The 21,526-nt window shown below is 65.0% G+C and carries 14 protein-coding genes; 4 read left to right on the top strand and 10 right to left on the bottom strand.

Annotation, left to right across the window (positions count from 1 at the left end; all coding sequences use genetic code 11):
- Positions 1–160: 160 nt before the first annotated feature.
- The 8 genes from FHS74_RS29570 to FHS74_RS29535 all read right to left on the bottom strand — a co-directional run bounded on the left by FHS74_RS29570 (position 161) and on the right by FHS74_RS29535 (position 16,421).
- Positions 161–811: a hypothetical protein gene (locus FHS74_RS29570; protein WP_184807864.1), complete on the bottom strand. Its 651-nt coding sequence runs from the start codon at positions 809–811 to the stop codon at positions 161–163.
- A complete protein-coding gene (locus FHS74_RS29565; protein WP_184807863.1) occupies positions 798–7,211 on the bottom strand; it encodes an RHS repeat-associated core domain-containing protein in 6,414 nt (2,137 codons plus the stop codon). The genes FHS74_RS29570 and FHS74_RS29565 overlap by 14 nt, the downstream gene beginning before the upstream one ends.
- 279 nt (positions 7,212–7,490) lie before the next feature.
- Positions 7,491–8,591, bottom strand: a complete 1,101-nt coding sequence (locus FHS74_RS29560; protein WP_184807862.1) for an ATP-binding protein — start codon at positions 8,589–8,591, stop codon at positions 7,491–7,493.
- A 22-nt stretch (positions 8,592–8,613) separates the two neighbouring features.
- Positions 8,614–9,303, bottom strand: a complete 690-nt coding sequence (locus FHS74_RS29555; protein WP_184807866.1) for a response regulator — start codon at positions 9,301–9,303, stop codon at positions 8,614–8,616.
- A 30-nt stretch (positions 9,304–9,333) separates the two neighbouring features.
- Positions 9,334–10,722, bottom strand: coding sequence for an efflux transporter outer membrane subunit (locus FHS74_RS29550; RefSeq protein ID WP_184807861.1), 1,389 nt, complete (start codon positions 10,720–10,722; stop codon positions 9,334–9,336).
- A gap of 29 nt (positions 10,723–10,751) precedes the next feature.
- Positions 10,752–13,895 (bottom strand): efflux RND transporter permease subunit, encoded by a 3,144-nt coding sequence (locus FHS74_RS29545; RefSeq protein ID WP_184807860.1) that lies wholly within the window; start codon positions 13,893–13,895, stop codon positions 10,752–10,754.
- A gap of 6 nt (positions 13,896–13,901) precedes the next feature.
- A complete protein-coding gene (locus tag FHS74_RS29540; protein ID WP_246463467.1) occupies positions 13,902–15,077 on the bottom strand; it encodes an efflux RND transporter periplasmic adaptor subunit in 1,176 nt (391 codons plus the stop codon).
- A 168-nt stretch (positions 15,078–15,245) separates the two neighbouring features.
- Positions 15,246–16,421, bottom strand: a complete 1,176-nt coding sequence (locus tag FHS74_RS29535; protein WP_184807858.1) for an MFS transporter — start codon at positions 16,419–16,421, stop codon at positions 15,246–15,248.
- Between the two features lie 241 nt (positions 16,422–16,662).
- Here FHS74_RS29535 and FHS74_RS29530 point away from each other — a divergent pair, with 241 nt between their 5' ends.
- Genes FHS74_RS29530 through FHS74_RS29520 form a run of 3 tightly spaced genes read left to right on the top strand, consistent with a single transcriptional unit; the run spans position 16,663 to position 18,659 of the window.
- Positions 16,663–16,800: a hypothetical protein gene (locus FHS74_RS29530; protein ID WP_184807857.1), complete on the top strand. Its 138-nt coding sequence runs from the start codon at positions 16,663–16,665 to the stop codon at positions 16,798–16,800.
- Positions 16,801–16,833: 33 nt separating this feature from the next.
- Positions 16,834–17,628 (top strand): SDR family NAD(P)-dependent oxidoreductase, encoded by a 795-nt coding sequence (locus FHS74_RS29525; protein WP_184807856.1) that lies wholly within the window; start codon positions 16,834–16,836, stop codon positions 17,626–17,628.
- Between the two features lie 20 nt (positions 17,629–17,648).
- Positions 17,649–18,659 (top strand): alpha/beta fold hydrolase, encoded by a 1,011-nt coding sequence (locus tag FHS74_RS29520; protein ID WP_184807855.1) that lies wholly within the window; start codon positions 17,649–17,651, stop codon positions 18,657–18,659.
- Positions 18,660–18,661: 2 nt separating this feature from the next.
- Here FHS74_RS29520 and FHS74_RS30785 read toward each other — a convergent pair whose 3' ends face one another.
- The gene (locus FHS74_RS30785; protein WP_184807867.1) at positions 18,662–19,030 is read right to left on the bottom strand and encodes a hypothetical protein; all 369 of its coding nucleotides are present in this window, start codon (positions 19,028–19,030) and stop codon (positions 18,662–18,664) included.
- Positions 19,031–19,147: 117 nt separating this feature from the next.
- Entirely contained in the window at positions 19,148–20,257 is a 1,110-nt protein-coding gene (locus FHS74_RS29510; protein ID WP_211106630.1) for a glycoside hydrolase family 43 protein, read from the bottom strand.
- A 261-nt stretch (positions 20,258–20,518) separates the two neighbouring features.
- Between FHS74_RS29510 and FHS74_RS29505 the strand changes: the two genes are divergently transcribed.
- Positions 20,519–21,517: a cysteine synthase A gene (locus FHS74_RS29505; protein ID WP_184807854.1), complete on the top strand. Its 999-nt coding sequence runs from the start codon at positions 20,519–20,521 to the stop codon at positions 21,515–21,517.
- Positions 21,518–21,526 lie beyond the last annotated feature (9 nt).

Here is a 21,526-nt window from a genome sequence, read left to right as displayed (position 1 = left end):
ACCACAGAAGGAGGCACCCGAAACCAACCTCAAACCCGCCGCCTGATAACCTCACATGAGGGGGCGACTGTCAGGGGATAACCATCTCTGTACAATCAGGGGATAGTCGCTCTTGTGCAGCCAGAGGTCGGCGTTGATGACGACAAATCCTAATAATTTTTTAAAGGCTCTCTGCAAATATAAAATCAAAAGATCTGAATTTTTCGTCGAACTTCCCATCCATCTTGATGAAAACAAACCCTAACCCGCACAAACCAAGCGCAAATGCCCTCCAGTTCAGGAAACCTGTCTCACTATCGTCATAGATGCATAAATTTCTCGCAATATCTATTTCATTTTTTCCGAGATCGCGCGTTTTTTGAAACAAAAATGGAGCTATTCGGAATCTTTTCTGTGAGAATCTATAAATCTTCATCATATCATTTCCATCAACCTCAAAGAATGCTATATTTTTCCTTTTCCCCCCATATCGGTAGACAATCTCCACACCCTTTCCAACCATCACTCCATCTGTATTTGGCTCCCTTAACAAAGAATACCCCTCTGGAGCTTTCCTCTTATGCCCATCAAATTCAGCTCCAATATAGAAACATCCTAGCACGTACCCTCGCTCAAGCCACGGCTGCGCCGCAGCAACCACCTCTTTACTAAAAACATCTACTATTTTATTTAAATCTCCTCCCTCAATTTTAACCGAGAACAGCGACAAACGCCTCCAAGAGAATTCTGGGAACACTCCAGTCTCTAAAATTCGCTGGAAACCTGCATCCCCGGCGGCAATATTTTGCCGAAATTCCCTAACTACCTTCATTATCCCAACTCTCTATCTTCGGCCCACGCCACGGCCCATATGGCTGCCCTGGCCCATCATAGTCATAATGACCATCCTCACCATAGTTAAAATGAGGCCCTCTATTTTGGCTCGGGTCATCTGGATAACGATGCCCCCCGTAATCATGCCTAATTACAACTTCATTGCCGTCATCGTCTAGATAAATCAGATTTTCGCTATGCGGCTCTGCTTTAGAGTTCGGGTTACTTGGATCTTTCTTGTTAGGCACTACATCTGGCGACAAGTCATTAGTGATTCCCGCCGCACCCTTCGCCGCTTCCAAAGCCGTATCCCTATCAGCCCCTGGAGGTGCCAAATTAGCCGGCCGACTATCGCTTTCTTCTCCTTCACTATGCTGCTCATTGAGAGAGATGTGGCCAAGCCTTGAGGACAAGCCATTAGCCATAAACCATTTAGTGACTTTTGACAGTGCCCGATCAATAGCCAAAGCAGTCTGCCGCATATCTACCGCACCAGGCACGCTCTGAGGCGCAATTGGAAGCGGCATGGGGCCTTCAGGGGTCATCACCACAGCTTGCAGCCCCGATGGATCGAACCGGCTCAGTGGATCATTCCCCACATAAGCATACCGGTTGAGCCCATCGGCGATCCCCGACGGGTCCATCTGCAACCAGCGTCCAATCCCGGGGACGTAGGTGCGGTTGGGCGTGACGTACAGCCCGATCTCGTCATACCGCATGCCGGCGTAGCGATAGGGGGAGCCGGTGCTCCCGTCCTGCGCACTCTGGCCATAGGCGTTGTAAGAGTAGGTACTGGTGGCCTGGCCCGAACCGTTCAGCACGGCGACGACACTGCCCTGCCGGTCGTGGATGGCCAGCGAACGGTTACCGCCACTGTCCTCCCAGCCCACCACGTCACCGCCCCCAGGGCCGCCGGCACCGCTGGCGTGGATGTAGCGGCGCATCAAGGCGCCGTTGATGTCGTAGTCGCCCCACTCCACCCCGCCGGCTTCCAGCGTCAGGGTGGTGACACCGTTCACCTGCTTCCACGCCCGGTCGCCCTCAGGGTAGTAGCCCATGGTCTGCACCGTGGCGCCCTGCGTGTATTTGGTCAGCATGTTGCGGCTGTCGTAGATCATCGACGCCGCCGAGCCCACCGACGTCAGGTTCCCCCGGCCGTCATAGGCGTAGGCATTGCCGCCCACCGACGTGTAGCCGTTTATGGCATTGGCCGCGCCATAGCTTTGCGTCGCCCCCACCGTCGGCACGAAGGCGTCGTTGTCCAGATCCATGGACGTCATCTGCCCCAGCACGTCGTAGTGGTAGCTGTAGTTCACCGCCCCGCCAGACCAGCCGTTGCCCAGTGTCAGCAGCCGGCTGGCCGCGTCATAGGTGTAGGCGCTGGTGCTGACCGCCGACGCCCCCGTGGTTCCCCGCCCTGCCCCAGTCGGCCGGCCCAACGGGTCATAACCGCGGTGTATCCAGGTGAAGTTGCCTTCCGTGACGTCCTTCACCCGGCCCAGCCCATCATAGGCCCAGTTCACCGTCGCCCCATCGGGCCACGTGGCCGAGGTACGGTTGCCCACGTTGTCATAGCCGAACCGCAGCGCGAGGCTGGCACCCGGCACCGGCCCGGAACTCGATGCGGGGCGGGGAACATGGACTGTCACGTCCGTCAGACGGCCCGCCGTATCATACCCCTGTTCCCATCCTAACCAGCCGTTCTGCGGCGTCCCATCTGGGGCCTTCTTGCGAAGCAGGCGTCCCGCCAAGTCATATTCCAAAGCCACCTTGGCCAAGCCCGCCCGCGTCACCCCCGTCTGCCGGTTCAGGGCGTCATAGTCCAGCGTGGCGCTGGTGCCGTCCCGGAAGGACTGCGCCGTCACGTTGTCATTCACGTCATAGCCGTAGCCATCCGACGCCCCGTCCGGATAGCGCAATGACGCCACCCGCCCGAAGCCATCATAGGCGTAAGTCAGGACATTTCCGCGGGGGTCGGTGATCGTCTGCACCTGGCCATCAGCGAAATAGGTGTAGGCGGCACTCGTCTGCTCCAAAGGTGTCCCGACGGCGCGATGCTCCGCAGTCTTCTGGCCCGCCGCGTCGTAATCCGTCGTGCTTAGCCGGCCCAGCGCGTCCGTCAGCCATATAGGCCGGCCCGACGGATCGTAGTCCGTCTTGGTGTCGTTGTTCGCCGGATCCGTCACCTTGGACAGGCGGCCCTCCGGTGTGTAGGTGAACTGCGTCGTGGTCCATGCCGCCGTGCCGTTGGCTTGTTCCAGCTTCGTGATCCAGCCATTGCGATTGTAAGTCCACTTGGCATCCCATCCCTCGGGCGCCTGCAACTCCGTCCGCCACCGCGCGTTGTTGTAGCTGGCCGTGGTCTGGTTATTATTGGGATCCGTCACGCTTTTCAGGTCGCCGGCGTCGGTCCAGTCGAAGCTGGTGGTCAGCTTCTTGCCATTATTGTCCACGACCACCTTGTTCAGCGTTTCCTTATTCGCGTTATAGGTGAAATGCGTCTCCATTCCGCTGGCATCGGTGATGCTGGATATCCGGCCCATGTCATAGGTGTAGGTGGTCCGGGGGCGGATGTTGCCGCCACTCGCCGTGTTCCACACGGAGGGCTGGTCCACCGTCTTCAAGTCACCGGTGGTGCTGTCGTAGCCATAGTCCGTAACTTGGCCGCGGGCGTCCTTCACCTGACTGGGCTTGTTCCATGTCCCGTCGTAACTGGTGTAGACAGCCTTCTCACCCAGGCCGGAGCCGGGCCGAGGCACGGCGTGGGTCTCCGTCTCCCGTCCCCGGCTGTCGTAGACATGCGTGACCACGCCGCCCATGGGGTCGATCTGCCGGACGGCGTGACCGACACCATCATAGGTGGTGCCATGTTCCCGCCCCAGCGCATCGACCTGACGGACAGCCCGCCCCCCGCTGTCGAACCACGTGGCCGTGACACCGCAATTGCTCCACTGTGCCGCACAGTTCGGATCGCGGACTGAGCCCCGGAAAAGCCCCGGATAGTAGGTGTTGGTATACCCTGTCTTGGTGACTACCTGGCGCACACGGCCATCGGTGTCGTACAGCACCCCCAAGCTATAGGTCGCACCGTTGGCGACATCTTCCGGTGTGTAAATGGCGACCAGTTGATCCCGCTGGTCGCGGAAGCGGTTCAATACATAGTCACCAAAGTTATAGCGATATGTGGCGTCAGGGACATTCACACCATAATTGAATTGAACGTCGCTGTCGGCGTACCCGTACTGGCTAACGTAGTTCAGCGGGCTGGTCACCTTGTTCAGCCGGTATCCCTGCACGCCGGATTCCCAGGAGAATGTGACTTGCCGATTGGTGGAATTGTCCTTCACCGACTTCAGCAGGGTAGGCGTGGCGCTATTGGGCTCCGGATCGTAGCTGAGTGTCAGCGAGCGACCCAGATTGTTGCTGATGCCTGTGACCAAGGGGCCGGCGTAAATGCTGGACGATGTATAGGTGTATGACAGGGTGACACCGCTGGGCCATGTCCAGCTGACCAGGCTCAGATCCCACGTATTGGTGCCGGATTCATGATCCCCACAAGTCTTGGTCGTGCCATCAGGAACAGCATAGGTGCGTCTTTGTCCGTCACCCAGGGTTTCGGTGAATGATAATTCCCGGAAGCAGTAAGTTGGGTGAACATAGTCCTCCATCGAGGTCTTGATCGCACCCGATTGGGACAGTTGGCTGGTGCCGCCCGCCCGATACCCAAAGCTGCCGTCTGGCCGGCGGATATAGGTCGCGCTGTCCGCACCAGTACCATCCTCCAACGTGACGCTGTTGTTGGACATGGTCTTCTGCCACCACGTGGCGGCCATGGATGCGGTCATGATGCGGTCGGCAGCGTAGCTGTCCTGGAAGGAACCCAGGGCGGCCAGGGCATACGTAAGGGTTGCTGCGGCGTCGCGCGGGGCCTGGCGGCCCATGGCATCCAATGCGCTGGTGCTGATTGTGGCAGCGCCGCCGATGTTATGGTGCCACCCTCCCGCCTTGTAGGTTCGCTGGAAAGTAAAGCTGTAGGGGAACTTGCCGGCGCCAACGCCAAGGTCGGCTGGCGGGGTGTAGCTGAGATCACCCGTGCGCAGGTTTACCTCAGTCTTGAAAGGATAGCTTTTCGCCTGTTCCTTCACGAAGTCGGCAGAAGCATCCGCCCGGCTTAGCGTCGGCGTATTGTCAGCCCCGACGCTGCCGCCCTCGCCGCCCTTGACGACGCCACCAGGAGACGAGGTGACATAGGCGATATTGCCGTCCTTGACGGCGACAGCCACCATGCCAACCGTTGAAAGATAACAGCAGGTCCAAGGCGCAACCGGCGAACTGTCGCCGCTGCGGCCCGGCCCCAGGCCGCCGTTCTCGCTGATCAACAGCGTGTAGCCAGCCTGAAGATAATAAAGCCCCTCGCCAATGACCGGCTTGGGATTCATGTTGTTATACGTGGCCAGATCCAGCTTGAGGAAGTTCTGGCTGGACGGGTTCGTCTGCGCTTCCGCCCAGCCGATCCGGTTGGTGGCGGAGGGGATTTCCGGCGTCCCCAAGGTCTCTTCCAGAGAAACCGCTTCCATGGTGCTGGATGCGTTCGCGACCGCGTGCAACAGGCCCTGGCGCGCATTGGCATCGTTGCTCAAGCTGTTGGCACTGTAACTGGGTTCCACATCCAGTACGAACCCCTGGTCGGTAATCGAAGCGGCAACGTCCAGGGTTATGTGTTGATGATTCGGTTGACTGTCGTCCCAAACCGACTTGCCGGCACCATGCATCGTGGCAGAGGTCACCAGTCCGATGATGGCATGCTGCTGCACCACGCCCCCGGACACCCGCGCCAGGATCTCCGACATGCGACTGTGGTTGGCGAGGAAGGCGGCGCCGATGCCGTCCTTGCTGCGCTCCCCCTGGTTCATCGACAGGTCGTCGCTACCCCGGTTCTGGAACACCGACTGGTTGGTCAGTCGCTCGCGCTCCAGGCGCAGCCTCAAGTTTTCCGAGGTCAGGCCCCAACCGGCCACCACCATGGCGGGGGTGTTCAGATCCACCGGCCTGCGGACATAGTTATAGTCCATGTAGCCGCCGTTGTTGGCGGGATAGGGGTGGTCGACAGCCAGTTCCACCCGGTACCAGCCATCGGCGACGTGGGGCTCACCGGGATTGGACCATACGTCCCGGCTGAAGCCCCGCACCGTGACGTTCAACTCGACCTTGCCGTAGGCTGAACACGAATCCGGATCGCAAACGGCACCGCCACCGGTGTGCTCGATCATGAACTCCCGGCCGTAGATCTCATCGGCGTAGTAGAGGCGGTAGAAGTAGACACCGGGAGTCAGATAATAGCTGACCTTCAGCCCCAGCTTGGTGCGGAAGGTGTTGGGCAGCTGGTTGTCAAAGGTGCCCAACACGCTTGCGGTGTAGGGCAGTGTCGAGGGCACGGGCACGACCGAGGGGTTGATGACGCGGCCGCCCACGATCTCATCCATCGTGGCGCCCGGCTTGTTGGCGTCGATCCAGTTGGCCAGGTTGGTGGCGGCGGTCTGCAGGCGGTTCTCGACGTTGCTGACGCTCAGGCCGCGGATGGTCGTGGTCGTCTCCACCACGCCGGACCGCGCGGACGACAGGAAATCGTTTCGGTTGAAGCCGGACACGCCGGCCAGATCGACGCCGCCGACCTGGGTATGCGTCTTGAAGCTGGGGTCGAACTCCAGCCAGGCGCCGTTGATGTTCGCCTGCACCCAGACATGGAGCATATCCACGCTGCTGATGGTGCCGGAACCGTTGACCGTCGCCGGAAAACCGCCGTCCGCCAAAATCTTGCGGGCGGCATCAGCATTGCTGATACCAAACCAGGCGGCGAAGTCACCGCCGGAAACGGTGACGCGCCCCACGCGGTACTTGGCGGTGTAGCCGGAAGCCCGCAATAGCAGCACCATCAGCTGCGCCTGGTCGAACGGCGTGCCCGCGCCGTCGATGATGGCGCCGCGGGCGCCCTTCTGCAGGCCGTAGATGGGCACCAGCGTGATGTTGTTGCGAACGTAGTCATAGATCACGTTCGGATTCTGCTGCAGCGCCTGGGCCAGGTCGCTGACCATCGTGTCGCTGATGTCAGCGGGACTCTGCAACCCTTGGCTCTGGTGATATGACCAGCCCTGGTCAGGCGTCACCGCCACGCCCACACCGATGTGCGCAGCCGGCATGTTGGCCGAATCGACCTGAGCGTGGGCCCCACCTCCAATCATCCCTGGCAGCGACACCAGGAAGACCGCGGCCAGGGCACCCCAGCGGCGAACGAAGGGGACGAAGGCTTCGGAACGAAGGCTGCAACGCATGATCGGAAACGATCCTTGGTCGACGTTTAAGACGCAGGGAGGCGGAATCGGCCGGCTTGACGGCAACACCGATCAGGCGCCGTATCACCCGTGCCGTGGAAGGCTGGGCCGATGGCGGGACCGCTAGAGGAAGGGAAAGATCAATACCGGTCCGCGATACGCTGGCGCACACGAGCGCAACCAAACGCCGGTAGAATGTGACGACATCTCAGCGAGAGCTGGCATTGCCATATCCCCTTCCCCCATTTGTTGATACGAGGATAAGGGAGCTGATCGCATATTTGCAATCGCCTCTATGCGATAAGGCTTAATCCTTACGCCATCCCCGGCGCGCTTACTTCAGCGGTTTCAGTCCCCCCTGACTGCCCTCGGCAACCGAATCTCGAACGCCACGCCCTGCGGCGTCACCGCTTCCGCCCGCACGTCGCCGCCGTGGGCGCGGGCGATGGCCTGGACGACGGCCAGGCCCAGGCCGGTGCCGCCGCTGATGCGGGCGCGAGAATCGTCGGCCCGCCAGAAGGGATCGAAGGCTTGGTCTTCCATGCCGGGCGGCAGGCCGGGCCCCTCGTCGGCCACGCGCAGGATGACATGGCCACCGTCCCCCCGGGTCTCCACCCGCACCCGGCCGGGGGCGGCGTAGCGGCGGGCGTTCTCCAGCAGGGCCAGCAGGGCCTGGCGCACCCGGGCGCCGTCGGCGGAAACGTCCACCCGTTCGAGGTCGGTGTCGATGGCCAAGCCGGCGGCGGCGCAGGTGGGGCCGACCAGGGCCACCACGGCGGCGGCCTCCGCCGCCACGTCCACCTGGTCGCGCCGCAGTTCCAGGCGGCCGCTTTGCGCCAGGGTCAGCAACTTAAGGTCGTCGACAATGCGGGTCAGCAGGTCGACCTGGCCCACCAGACCGCGGAAAGCCACCTGATCGGGCGTGAACACGCCGTCGGCGTAGCCCTGCAGGCGGCCGCGCAGGATGGTCAAGGGTGTGCGCAACTCATGCGCGATGGCCACATTCCAGGTGCGCATCTCTGTGGCCCCGCGCTCCAGCTGCGCGGCCATGGCGTTGAAGTCCTGGACCAGTTGCTTGGTCTCGCGAAAGCCGTCCTCGTCCACCTGCGCGCGGGCCGTCAGGTCGCCACCAGCGATGCGCTGGGCCGCCCCGGCCACCGCGTCCAGCGGGGCGATCAGCCGGCGGGCGAAACGCACCGCCGCCCGTGCCGCCAGGCCAACCCCCATCATGCCCAGTAGGGCCGTCACCGACCAGTCCAGCACATGCTGCCAGATGCCGGGCGGGTGGTGGAACACCTCGGGCCACAGGCGGAACATCAGGGTGAAGAAGAGGGTGAGGCCGACCGTCATCAGCACCAGGGCCAGCCCGGTGACGGCGGCCATGGACAGCACCAGCTGGCGGTTCAGGCCGGTGATGCGCTTGAAGCCCCAGATATCGCGTAGTGCCATGGGTGCCCATCCCTGCAAGGCGTCAGACGGCCGGGTCAAGGCGGTAGCCCACGCCCCGCACCCCTTCCATGAAGCCGCCAGCGCCGGCCGCCTGCAGCTTGCGCCGGATGTTGCTGGCATGGCTGTCGATGGTGCGTTCAAGCGTGTCGCCCTCGGGCAGGCAGGCGTCGATCAGCTCACCGCGCGTGAAGGCGCGGGTGGGGGACCGCATCATGTGCGCCAGGATGCGGAACTCCGTCAGCGTCAGGTCCAGGCGGCTGCGCCCCTTGTCCGTCGTCACCACCGCCATGTGGGCCGTCAGGTCAAGTTCGAGGGCGCCCAGGCGCAGCAGGGTCTGCCCCTCGGCCGAGCGCGTGCGGCGCAGGACGGCCTTGACCCGCGCCACCACCTCCAGCGGGTTGAAAGGCTTGACGATATAGTCGTCGGCGCCGATGCGCAGGGCCTGCAGCTTGTCCAGGTCCTCGCTCAGCGCCGTCACCATGATGACGGGGGTGTCGCCACGCCGGCGCAGCTCCGCCAGCACCTCATACCCGTCCACCTTGGGCATCTTCACGTCCAGGATGACGATGTCGGGCGGCAGGGCGCGGTGCAGGTCCAGCGCCACCTGGCCATTGATGGCGGTGACGGTGCGCAGGCCCTCCCGCTCCAGATAGCCTTGCAGGATGCTGGCGATCTCCGGCTCATCCTCGGCGATCAGCACCAGGGCACTCATGGCCAGGGAACTCATTGAATGCCCCCTTCCCTACTTCACGCCGCCGCCCAGCACCTGATAGAGCGTGACGAGGTTGCTGGCGTCCGTCAGCCGCACCGAAACCAGGGTCTGCTGCGCGGAATAGAGCGTGCGCTGGGCATCCAGGGCGTTCAAGTAGCTGTCGGCGCCTTGCTTATAGCGGGCCTGCGACAGGTCATAGCTGACCTGGGCGCTGCTCACCGTCGCCTGCTGGGCGTCCAACTGCTCGGCGATGGTGCCGCGCCGGGCCAACGCGTTCGCCACCTCCTTGAACGCGGTCTGGATGGTCTTCTCGTAGGTCGCCACCGCCGCCGCCCGCGTCGCCTTGGCGTAGTCCAGGTTCCCCTGGTTGGCGCCGTTGTCGAAGATCGGCACGGAAACGGACGGCGTGAAGCTCAGCGACTGCGACTGGGCGGTGAACAGATTGCCGAAGGCGGAACTGGCGAAGCCCGCCGCCGTCGTCAGGCTGACGGTGGGGAAGAAGGCGGCACGGGCGGCGCCGATGTTGGCGTTGGCCGACTTCAGGCTGTGTTCGGCCGACAGCACGTCGGGCCGGTTCAGCAGCACGTCGGTGCTGATGCCCGCCGGTAGCGCCGCCAGGGTGAAGGTGCGGCCCTCGATGCCGTCCGGCAGGCGGGCCGGGTCCACCGGGCCGCCGGTCAGGATTTCCAGCGCGTTCAGGTCCTGCGCCACCTGGGTGGTGTAGCTGGCGACATCGGCACGGGCCGTCTGGTAGACGGTATCCGCCTCCGCCGCGTCCAGCCGGGTGGCGACGCCGTTGCTGAGCCGCTTGCGCGTCACCTCCGCCGAGTGTTGGGCGCTTTCCATGGTCTCCCGCGCGATGCGCAGGAGGCTCTGGTCGGCGGCGTAGGTGATGTAGGCGGTGGCGACCTCCGAAATCAGGCTGATGCGGGTGGCCCGCGCCGTCTCCTCCTCGGCCAGGTAGGTCTCCAGTTCCGCCCGGGTCAGGCTGGCCACCCGGCCGAACAGGTCGGCCTCGAACGCGCTGACGCCGATGCCGGCGGATAGGGACTTGGTCTCCTGCCGGGTGGCGCCGGCACCGGTGCGGCTGTAGCCGCCGCTGCCCGAGGCGTTCACGGTCGGCAGCTGGGCCGCCCCCTGGACATTGTATTTGGCCCGGGCCGCCAGCACGTTCTGCACCGCCACCCGCAGGTCGCGGTTGTTGTCCAGCGCCTGGCCGACGACGGCGCGCAAATCGGCGTCGACGAAAAAGTCCTGCCACCCCGTCTCCGCCGCCGGCGCCCCCGCCGCCGGCGGGGCATAGGCGCCCCCCTGCGGCCAGGCGGCCGGAACCGGAGCGGCCGGGCGCTGGTATTCCGGATCAAGGGAAATGCACCCGGCCAACAGGCCCAAGGCCAAGACGGACGCGATGCTGCGCATGCCCCTGGTACACATGATCGGCCGCGACATCACACGCCCTCCGAAGGCGGAACAGGTTTGGGGGCGTGCTTATCGGCCAGGTTGCCGCCGAACAGCTTGCGCACCAGGACGTAGAACAGCGGCACGAAGAAGATGGCCAGCACGGTGGCGGAGATGACACCGCCCACGACGCCAGTGCCGATGTCGTTCTGGCTGCCGGCACCCGCACCGGTAGCCAGCGCCAGGGGCACCACGCCGGCGACGAAGGCCAGCGAGGTCATGAGGATGGGGCGCAAGCGCAACCGGGCGCCCTCGATCGCGGCCTGCACCGTGGCCACGCCCCGCTTTTCCGCCGCCTCGGCGAATTCCACGATCAGGATGGCGTTCTTGGCCGACAGGCCGATGGTGGTCAGCAGCCCCACCTGGAAATAGATGTCGTTGCTGAGGCCCCGCAGGGTGGCCGCCGTCACAGCACCCAGCACGCCCAGCGGGATGACCAGCAGCACCGACACAGGAATGGACCAGCTTTCATACAGGGCCGCCAGGCAGAGGAAGACCACCAGGATGGACAGGGCGTACAGCATGGGCGCCTGGCCACTGGACAGCCGCTCCTGGTAGGACAGGCCGCTCCACGACAGGCTGGTGCCGGGTGGCAACTGGGCCACCAGCTTCTCCATGGTGTTCATGGCATCGCCGGAGCTGGTGTCCCCGGCGGCGGCCCCCTGGATTTCCAGGGCGGCCAGACCGTTGAAGCGCTGCAACTGCGGCGGCCCCATCTCCCAGCGCGCCTTGGCGAAGGCGGTGAAGGGCGCCATCGTTCCGCTTGAGCCCTTGACGTACCATGCCGCCAGATCCTCCGGCGAGGAGCGATAGGGCGCATCGGCCTGGACATAGACGCGCTTCACACGACCCCGGTCGATGAAGTCGTTGACGTAGTTGGAACCCCACGCCCCGCTCAGCGTGCTGGTGACATCGCTGATGGACAGGCCCAGGGCCGTCGCCTTGGCCTGGTCGATGTCGATCTTCAACTGCGGCGTGTCGTCCAGGCCATTCGGACGAACGGCTTGCAGGGTCTTGTCCTGCGCCGCCAGGCCCAGCAGCTGGTTGCGGGCGGCCATCAGGCCGGCATGGCCCAGCGTACCGCCATCCTGCAACCACATGTCGAAGCCGTTGGACTGGCCCAGGCCCTGGATGGACGGCGGGATGAGGGAGAAGATCTGCGCGTCGCGGACGCTGGACAGGCTTTTGGTCGCGCGGGCGGCGATGGCCTGCGCCCTATTTTCCACCCCGGGCCGCAGGCTCCAGTCCTTCAAAGCCAGGAAGGCCATGCCGGCGTTCTGGCCCGACCCGGCGAAACTGAACCCCGCGATGGTGAACAGCGTGCGCACCGTGTCCTTCTCATTCTCCATGAAATACTTCTCAATGGCGCGGGACACCTGGTCGGTGCGGGCATAGGTGGCGCCCACCGGCAAGGTGTACTGCACCATGACGCTGCCCTGGTCCTCATCGGGAAGGAAGCTGGTCGGCAGGCGGACGAACAGCAGGGCCATGGCGCCGACGATGACGCCATAGGACAGCATGAACAGCACCGGGCGGCCGACGATGCCGCCCAGGCGGCGGGCGTAGCCCTCCTGCCCCCTATCGAAATTGCGGTTGAACCAACCGGCCAAGCCCTTGGTGTGGCCGTGGCCGTTGGGCTTGAGCAAGGTGGCGCACAGCGCCGGCGACAGCACCAAGGCCACCACCACCGACAGGGCCATGGCCGAAACGATGGTGATGGAGAACTGACGATAGATGACGCCGACGGACCCGCCGAAGAAGGCCATGGGCAGGAACACGGCCGACAGCACCATGGCGATGCCCACCAGGGCGCCGGTGATCTCGGTCATCGACTTGGCCGTGGCCTCATAGGGGGACAGCTTCTCCTCGCGCATGATGCGCTCGACGTTCTCCACCACGACGATGGCGTCGTCGACCAGCAGGCCGATGGCCAGCACCATGGCGAACAGCGTCAGGGTGTTGATGGAATATCCGGCGATGGACAGCACGCCGAAGGTGCCCAGCAGCACCACGGGCACGGCGATGGCGGGGATCAGCACCGCCCGCCAGCTTTGCAGGAAGACGAACATGACGATGACCACCAGGATGATGGCCTCGATCAGCGTCTTGATGACCTCGTGGATGGACAGCTTCACGAAGGCGGTGCTGTCGCGCGGGTAGGCGATCTTGTAGCCGGCCGGGAAGTTCTTGGCCATGGCCTCCACCTTGGCCTTCACGGCGGCGGCGGTCTTCATGGCGTTGGCGCCCGATGCCAGCTGCAAGGCCATGCCCGAGGCCGGGTGGCCGTTCAGCCGGGTGCTGACGCTGTAATCCTCGTTGCCCAGTTCCACCCGCGCCACGTCGCCGAGGCGCACGGTGGCGCCATCGGTCAGCGTCTTGACGATGATGTTGCGGAACTGGTCCGGCGTCTGCAGCCGGGACATGGCGGTGACGGTGGCGTTCAGCTGCTGGGTGTCGGCGGAGGGCCGGGCGCCGATCTCACCCGCCGTCACCTGGGTGTTCTGCGCCTCGATGGCGGTCTCGATGTCCGTTGGCATCAGGCCAAAGCTGTGCAGCTTGTGCGGGTCCAGCCACACGCGCATGGCATATTGCGACCCGAAGACGCGGGTGGAGCCCACGCCGTTCACACGGCTCAGCGAGTCTTGTAGGTTGCTGACCAGGAAGTCGGCCACGTCGGCGCTGGTGGCCTTGTCCGTCTCGTCATAGACGGAGACCACCATCAGGAAATCGGTCTGCGCCTTGGCGACGGTGATGCCCTGCTGCTGCACCTGGGTGGGCAGGCGGCTGGTGGCCTGGGACACCTTGTTCTGCACCTGCACCTGGGCCACGTCGGGGTTGGTGCCCTGTTCGAACGTGACGCTGATGCTGGCGTCGCCGTCGGAGCTGCTGCTGGAGCTGAAGTACAGCAGATGGTCGATGCCGGTCAGCTGCTGTTCCAGCACCTGCACCACGCTGCTCTCCACCGCCTCGGCCGAGGCGCCGGGATAGGTGGCGCTGATGGAAACGGAGGGGGGGGCGATGTCCGGATATTGCGAAACCGGCAGGGTGAAGATCGCCAGCACGCCGAACAGCATGATGACGATGGCGATGACCCAGGCGAAGATGGGCCGGTCGATGAAATAGCGTGCGAACATGGCGCGTTATTTCCCGTTGCCGGAGGGGGCGGCGTCGCCCTGGGCGGGAACGGCGGCGGCCCCCGTCTGCACCGGCGTCACCGCCTGGCCGACCTTGACCTTCTGCGAGCCTTCCACGATCAGGCGGTCGCCGTCCTTCAGGCCGCTGGTCACCAGCCACTTGTCGCCGACCGTGCGGTCCACGGTCAGCGCCCGCTGCTCCACCTTGTTGTCCGCCGTCAGCACCAGGGCGACGGCTTCGCTCTTCGGATTGCGCGAGACGCCCTGCTGCGGCGCCAGGATGGCGTTGGGCACCACCCCCTGCTCCACCATCGTGCGCACATACATGCCGGGCAGCAGCATTTCCTGCGGGTTGGGGAATATGGCGCGCAGGGTGACGGCGCCGGAATCCTGGTCCACCGACACCTCGGCGAATTTAAGCGTGCCGGGGGTGCCGTAGTCGGTGCCGTCCTCCAGCTTCAGCGTGACCCGGGCGCTGGCCTGGCTGAGGCCGCCAGAGACCAGGCGGCGCTTCAGCGACGTCATCTCCATGCTGGACTGGGTGATGTCGACATAGATGGGATCCAGCTGGGTGATGGTGGCCAGCGCCGTCGTCTGGTCCGCCGTCACCAGCGCGCCTTCCGTGATGCTGGACCGGCCGATACGGCCGCTGATGGGCGCGGTGATGCGGGTGTAATCCAGGTTGACCTTGGCCGACTTCAGCGCCGCCTTGTCGGCGACGACCGTGGCCAATCCTTGCTGGTAGGCGGCGCGGGCGTCGTCATAGTCCTGGCGGCTGACGCCCTCCACCTTCACCAGCTCACCATAGCGCTCAGCCTTGGACTTGAGGCTGATCAGGTTGGCCTCGGCATTGGCGAGGGTGCCCTGCGCCTGCTCGTACGCCGCCTCATAGGGGGCGGGGTCGATCTGGTACAAAAGTTGCCCCGCCTTGACGGTGGCCCCCTCCTCGAACAGGCGCTGCTTGATGATGCCGGCCACCTGCGGCCGCACGTCGGATACCCGGTATGAGGAGGTGCGGCCCGCCAACTCCGCCCGCAGGGGCACGCTCTGGGCATGCAAGGTGACATAGCCCACCTGCGGCGGCGGTGGGGCCGCCTGTTCCTGCTTCTTCTCGCAGCCGGTCAGGGCCAGCAGACCCAGCCCAGCGGTCAGGGGGGCCAACACACTCAGTCGCTTCAACATCTCGGTCGTCATCCTGACGGTTACAGCCGGTCTTGCCACTACTCGGGGTTGCCCAGGGGGCGGCGGGCACCCGAACAAGATAGCAAAGTGGCCGATAATTCCGAGATGGGTAAACGGGTTTTGTGGAGAATATATGGAGATAGCGTCCACGGCGCGTGGTGCGGGGGGTCAGCAGAGCGCTTGCGCCATCTTCCGGCCGGCCGCGCGACGGTCCTGCGCCCAGCCCAGCAGTGCCAGCAACAGGCCGCCAAAGGCCACGGCCGCGCCAGCGAAGGCCACCGCCCCATAGCCGAGTCCGCCGTCGATCACCAGGCCACCCAGGAAGGCGCCGCCGGCATTGCCCAGATTGAAGGCGCCGATATTGAGGGACGCCGCCAGATTGGGCGTGTCATTCGCCTTTTCCAGCACCCGCATCTGCAAGGGCGGCACGGTGGCGAAGGCGGCGATTCCCCAGACGAAGAGGGTGGCGATGGCCGCCACGGGATTGTGCATGGTGACGGAGAAGCCGGCCAGGATCAGGCCCAGCAGGGCCAGCACGCCCACCAGGGCGGGCATCAGCGCCCGGTCGGCCAGGCGCCCGCCCAGCCAGTTGCCCAGGGTCAGCCCCAGGCCGAAGACCAGCAGGGCGCTGGTGACGGCGGTGGGCGACAATCCCGCGGCGTGTTCCAGGATGGGGGTGATGTAGGTGAAGACCACGAACACGCCGCCGAAGCCCATCACAGTGGTGGCCAGCGCCACCAGCACGGCCGGCCGCTTCAGCACCGCGACCTCGGACCCCATGCCGCCCTGTTCGGAGGCGGCCACCGGCGGCACCAGTGCCGCCACCGCCACCGCCGCCACCAGGCCCAACCCGGCCACGGCCCAGAAGGTGGCGCGCCAGCCGAAATGCTGGCCGATCAGGGTACCCAGCGGCACGCCCAGGATGTTGGCCAGGGTCAATCCGGTGAACATGAGGGCGATGGCGCTGGCCCGCCGTTCCGCCGGCACCAGGCTGGCCGCCACGACGGAACCGATGCCGAAGAAGGAACCGTGGGTGAAGCTGGCGACGATGCGGGCGGCCATCAGCATGGCGTAGCCGGTCGACACCGCCGCCAGGACGTTGCCGATGATGAACAGGCCCATGAGGCCAATCAGCAGGGTCTTGCGCGGCAACCGGCCCGTGGTCAGCGTCAGGATGGGGGCGCCCACCACCACGCCCAGGGCGTAGCCGGAAATCAGCAGCCCGGCCACCGGGATGGAAACGCCCAGGTCCGTGGCCACGTTGGGCAGCAGGCCCATGATGACGAATTCCGTGGTGCCGATGGCGAACGCGGCGGCCGCCAGGGCGAAAAGGGGAAGGGGCATGTAAAGGCACTCCGGCTTAATCTAAGCGGCCGCAGGGGAAAATCCCGTCGGCGGCCCATCTGTTTGGTGTCGGCCCCACCCTCATCCTTTTCGCGCCCGCGAAAAACCGGACCGTCGCGGAAACACTCTTCACGATCTGGAAAGAGTGCATTGGCAACAGCGCTCATTCTTGCCGGACCGGCCGGATGCTACATCAAAGGCCATGACGGCATTGCCAAAAGGGCGGCGGCGACTATTCGAGATGACAGCCAAGGACGTGCTGGTCATCGGCCTGGCGGGGACCGGTGCGGACAACGCAACGAAAATCACCGCCGGTATGGTCAAGCCCTCCCTGACCGGCGGCATCACTTATGTGGACGGTGGCGGCGCCCTGGTGTGATCCGCACCGTCCTTACCCCGAAGGAGACCCATCATGCGCATCGATTTGAGCGGCCAGACGGCCATCGTCACCGGCTCCACCGCCGGCATCGGCTTCGCCATCGCCCAGGGCTTGGCCCAGGCCGGCGCCGCCGTGATCCTGAACGGCCGCAGCCAGGCCACCGTCACCGCCGCCGTGGCCAAGCTGGGCGAGCTGGTGCCCGGGGCGGACGTGCGCGGCGTGGCCGCCGACGTCAGCACGGTGGAGGGTGCGGCCGCCCTGCTGGAAGCCGTGCCCCAGGCCGATATCCTGGTCAACAACGCCGGCATCTTCGAGCCCAAGGACTTCTTCGAGACGCCGGATGAGGACTGGACCCGCATGTTCGAGGTGAACGTCCTGTCGGGCGTGCGCCTGTCGCGCACCTATCTCAAGGGCATGCTGGAGCGCAACCAGGGCCGCGTCATCTTCATCTCTTCCGAATCCGGCCTGAACATCCCGGAGGAAATGATCCACTACGGCTTCAGCAAGACGGCCCAGTTGGCGGTGTCGCGTGGCCTGGCCAAGCTGACCCGGGGCAGCAAGGTCACCGTCAACGCGGTCCTGCCGGGGCCCACCCTGTCGGAAGGGGTGGAGGCGATGCTGAAGGACCAGGTGGCCAAGACCGGCAAGCCGATCGAGGAGGTCGGCGCCGACTTTGTCCGGGCCTTCCGGCCCACCTCGCTGATCCAGCGGGCCGCGCGGGTGGAGGAGGTGGCCAACATGGTGGTCTACGCCTGCTCCTCCCAGGCGTCCGCCACCAATGGCGCGGCGCTGCGCGTCGACGGCGGCGTGGTCGACTTCATCGCCTGACCGAACAGAGGGCCATCCCCATGCGGCGTCTTGTCCCCTTCGTCCTGGCGGCCACCCTGGCCACCAGCCCTGGGTTCGCCGGCACCATCGCCCCGGCGGCGGTGGAGCCCATCGGCATCGCGCTGGAGGGATGGCCCTATCCCTTCCCGGTCAGCTATTACGAGTTCACAGCGGGAGGGCAGACCCTGCGCCAAGCCTATATGGATGTGGCGCCGGCGGGGAAACCCAATGGTCGCGTGGCCCTGCTGCTGCACGGCCGCAACTTCCCCGCCAGCTATTGGGAGAAGGTGATCCGGGCCTTCGCCGACGACGGCTACCGCGTCATCGCCACCGACCAGATCGGCTTCGGCAAGTCATCCAAGCCCGACCTGCCCTACAGCTTCGACTTTTTCGCCGCCAACACCGCCGGCCTGCTGGACAGCCTGGGCGTCAAACAGGTGGACCTGGTGGCCCATTCCCTGGGCGGCATGCTGGCCGCCCGCTTCACCCGCACCTACCCGGAACGGGTCCGCCGCCTGGTGCTGGAGGCGCCGGTGGGGCTGGAGGACTACCGCCTGACGGTACCGCCGGTCAGCGACGCCTTCCTCTACGACCGGGAATACGGCCTGACCGCCGACGCCTACCGCGACTTCCTGAAGAACAGCTATTCCATCTCCGTCCCCGTGGCGGAGATCGAGCCCTTCGTCACCTTGCGCGAACGACAGAGGGCCAGCGGCGAATATCCGCGCTGGGTGACATCCTTCATCAAGTCCTACCAGATGATCCACGACCAGCCGGTGGTCCACGAATACCCGCTGATCGCCACACCCACCCTGTTCATCATGGGATCGTCCGACCACAACGCGCCAGGCAAGCCCTACACCACCAAGGCGTTGGGCGCCGGCATGGGACGCAACGCCGACAACGCCCAGGCGATCGCGGCCACCATGCCCGATGCCCAGGTGGTGGTGTTCGACGGCGTGGGCCACCTGCCGCATGTCGAGCGGCCGGAGGCGTTCAACAAGGCGGCGCTGGGGTTCCTGGACCGCTGAGCTTACAGCTCGTCGTAGAGGTTGCCCTCACCCGGGGGCGCGCTGGGCACCGGACGGGACGGCTGTTCCGGCCGGCCATTCCCTGCCCGGGCCGCGGCCACGTCGGCGCGCACGGCGGCCAGCGGGCGGTCGTCCACCATCACGTCCTCATCCGTGTCGGGGCCCGGGTCCGTCTCCGGCTTCAGGCCGGCGTTGCGCAGCCATTCCCCGCACCAGTCGGTGGACAGGGTGGTGGGGAAAACGCCGGCGGGCGCCCGGTCGGTCACCACCGGCGGATAGCGCCGGCACTGTCCCTTGGGACCCCGCTCCCGCACGCCACCGCCCAGCCAGTGGCGGCAGGTATAGCAAATATCGGAACGGCGGACGGCCATGGGACCAGGCTTTCGGATGCGGACCTTTCGCCCCTTATATCACGCCCCCGGCCGTCACACGCAAATGGGGACGTGCTCCGGCCGAAGCGCGCCCCCATTTGCGGGCCAGAACCGCCCTCACGGCACGAAGGGATCGACCATCTGGATCGAGCCGTCGGCGTTGACGTGCAGTTCCGTCACCTTGACGTTGCGCAGGTGGTTTTTGCCGCTCAGCTGGTTGTCGGCGTAGAACAGCCAGGTCTTGCCGCCCCAATCGACGATGGAATGGTGGGTGGTCCAGCCCTGGACCGGCAGCAGGAAATGGCCCTGGTATTTGAAGGGGCCATAGGGGTTGTCGCCGGTGGCGTAGGCCAGGAAGTGGGTGTCGCCGGTGGAATAGGTGAAGTAGTAGGTGCCTCCGCGCTTGTACATCCACGACGCCTCGAAGAAGCGCCGGTCGTGGTCGCCACCCAGCAGCGGCTTGCCGTCCTCACCCAGGATGACGACATCACGCGGCTTTTCCGCGAAGCTCTTCATGTCCGGCGACAGCTTGGCGACCTTGGCGGTGAGCGCCGGCAAGGCGTCCTGCTTCAGGTCGGTATCGCCGACGCTGGCATCGTAGTGGCCCTTGGCCCACTTCTGCAGCTGGCCGCCCCAGATGCCGCCGTAATACATGTAGCTGGCCCCATCCGCGTCGGTGAACACCGCCGGGTCGATGGAAAAGCTGCCGGGGATGGGCTTGGCCTCCGCCTTGAAGGGGCCGGTGGGCGTGGCGCCGGTGGCGACACCGATGTGAAAGACGCCGTCCTTGTCCTTGGCAGGGAAGTACAGATAGTAGGTGCCGTTCTTGAAGGCCGCGTCCGGGGCCCACATGAACTCCTTCGCCCAGGGCACCTGTTCGACCGACAGCGCCACGCCGCCGATGGTCACCGGACCGCCGATCCTGTCCATCGACAGCACGCGGTAGTCGCGCATGGCGTACTGGCTGCCCAAATCGTCGTCCGGGATGCCGGCGTCGATGTCGTGGCTGGGGTAGACGTAGATCTTGCCACCGAACACGTGGGCCGAAGGATCGGCCGTGTAGATCTCGCTCACCAGCGGCTGCGACAGGAAGTGTTTGCCATTCAGGGCCACGGGCTCGGACGCCGCAGTGGGCTTTTCCTGGGCGGGTTTGTCCTGGGCCGGGGCGGGACCCGCCGCCATCAGCATACCGACGACGGGCAGGGTGAACCCCAATAAGCGACGCATGTAACCTCCCGATATTTTTATGGTTCGCATCTGGGGGCGACGTTACCGCTACCATTGGCGGAAGACAAGGACATCGGCGGGCGCCGGGACCGGCCGGCGGCGTCGCCTTTTACCACCATGGATCGTGTGGTTTCCCCGCCTTTCAACGCCAATATGCGGGGGCGGCGCTTGAAGGTGGAACGCAGGCTCACTAGTCTCTGATCTTCCCTTCCGGGCGGCCCCCTGTCGCCGCCCCGTCCCTTGGTAAGATGGAAGACGGCTTTGGACATACGCGACGGTTTCATCGGAACGATCGGCCACACCCCCTTGATCCGGCTGGAGGCCGCGTCGCAGGCGACAGGCTGTGAGATCCTTGCCAAGGCGGAATTCCTGAACCCCGGCGGGTCGGTGAAGGACCGCGCCGCCCTGGCCATCGTGCGCGACGCCGTGGCCCGCGGCGTGCTGAAGCCCGGCGGCACCATCGTGGAGGGGACGGCCGGCAACACCGGCATCGGCCTGGCCCTGGTGGGCAACGCCTGGGGTTTCAAGACGGTGATCGTCATGCCCGAGACGCAGAGCCAGGAAAAGAAGGACATGCTGCGCCTGATCGGCGCCGACCTGCGCCTGGTGCCGGCGGTACCCTACAAGGACCCGGGCAATTACGTCCATGTCAGCCGCCGCATCGCCGAGGAATTGGCGGCGACGGAGCCCAACGGCGCCGTCTGGGCCAACCAGTTCGACAATCTGGCCAACCGCGAGGGCCATCGCGCCACCACCGGCGTGGAGATCTGGGAGCAGACGGACGGCAAGGTCGACGCCTTCACCTGCGCCGTCGGCACCGGCGGCACGCTGGCCGGCGTGGCCCTGGCACTGAAGGACCGCAATCCCAATGTCCGCATCGTCATGGCCGACCCGATGGGCAGCGCGCTCTATAGCTGGAAGAAGACGGGGGACCTCGTCTCCACCGGCACGTCCATCACCGAGGGCATCGGCCAGGGGCGCGTCACCGCCAACCTGGCGGACGCGCCCATCGACGACGCCGTGCAGATTCCCGATGAGGAAGCCCTGCCCCTGATCTTCGACCTGGTGAAGACGCAAGGGTTGGTGCTGGGCGGGTCCAGTGGCATCAACGTCGCCGCCGCCATCCGCATCGCCCGGGACCTCGGCCCCGGCCACACCGTGGTGACGATCCTCTGCGACTTCGGCACCCGCTACCAGTCCAAGCTGTTCAACCCGGAATTCCTCAGGGAACGGAACCTGCCCGTTCCCGCCTGGCTGTAAGGGACCAGA

Source organism: Nitrospirillum iridis (genome assembly GCF_014205765.1).
GTDB classification, from domain to species: Bacteria; Pseudomonadota; Alphaproteobacteria; order Azospirillales; family Azospirillaceae; genus Nitrospirillum; species Nitrospirillum iridis.
This window is presented reverse-complemented; position numbering and strand designations above follow the sequence as displayed.

Coding starts and splice junctions, on each gene's coding strand:
- FHS74_RS29510 (WP_211106630.1), bottom strand. CDS start 20,257: ATGCGTCGCTTATTGGGGTTCACCCTGCCCGTCGTCGGTATGCTGATG.
- FHS74_RS29525 (WP_184807856.1), top strand. CDS start 16,834: ATGCGCATCGATTTGAGCGGCCAGACGGCCATCGTCACCGGCTCCACC.
- FHS74_RS29550 (WP_184807861.1), bottom strand. CDS start 10,722: ATGCGCAGCATCGCGTCCGTCTTGGCCTTGGGCCTGTTGGCCGGGTGC.
- FHS74_RS30785 (WP_184807867.1), bottom strand. CDS start 19,030: ATGGCCGTCCGCCGTTCCGATATTTGCTATACCTGCCGCCACTGGCTG.
- FHS74_RS29520 (WP_184807855.1), top strand. CDS start 17,649: ATGCGGCGTCTTGTCCCCTTCGTCCTGGCGGCCACCCTGGCCACCAGC.
- FHS74_RS29530 (WP_184807857.1), top strand. CDS start 16,663: ATGACAGCCAAGGACGTGCTGGTCATCGGCCTGGCGGGGACCGGTGCG.
- FHS74_RS29545 (WP_184807860.1), bottom strand. CDS start 13,895: ATGTTCGCACGCTATTTCATCGACCGGCCCATCTTCGCCTGGGTCATC.
- FHS74_RS29560 (WP_184807862.1), bottom strand. CDS start 8,591: ATGGCACTACGCGATATCTGGGGCTTCAAGCGCATCACCGGCCTGAAC.
- FHS74_RS29540 (WP_246463467.1), bottom strand. CDS start 15,077: ATGTTGAAGCGACTGAGTGTGTTGGCCCCCCTGACCGCTGGGCTGGGT.
- FHS74_RS29555 (WP_184807866.1), bottom strand. CDS start 9,303: ATGAGTGCCCTGGTGCTGATCGCCGAGGATGAGCCGGAGATCGCCAGC.
- FHS74_RS29535 (WP_184807858.1), bottom strand. CDS start 16,421: ATGCCCCTTCCCCTTTTCGCCCTGGCGGCCGCCGCGTTCGCCATCGGC.
- FHS74_RS29570 (WP_184807864.1), bottom strand. CDS start 811: ATGAAGGTAGTTAGGGAATTTCGGCAAAATATTGCCGCCGGGGATGCA.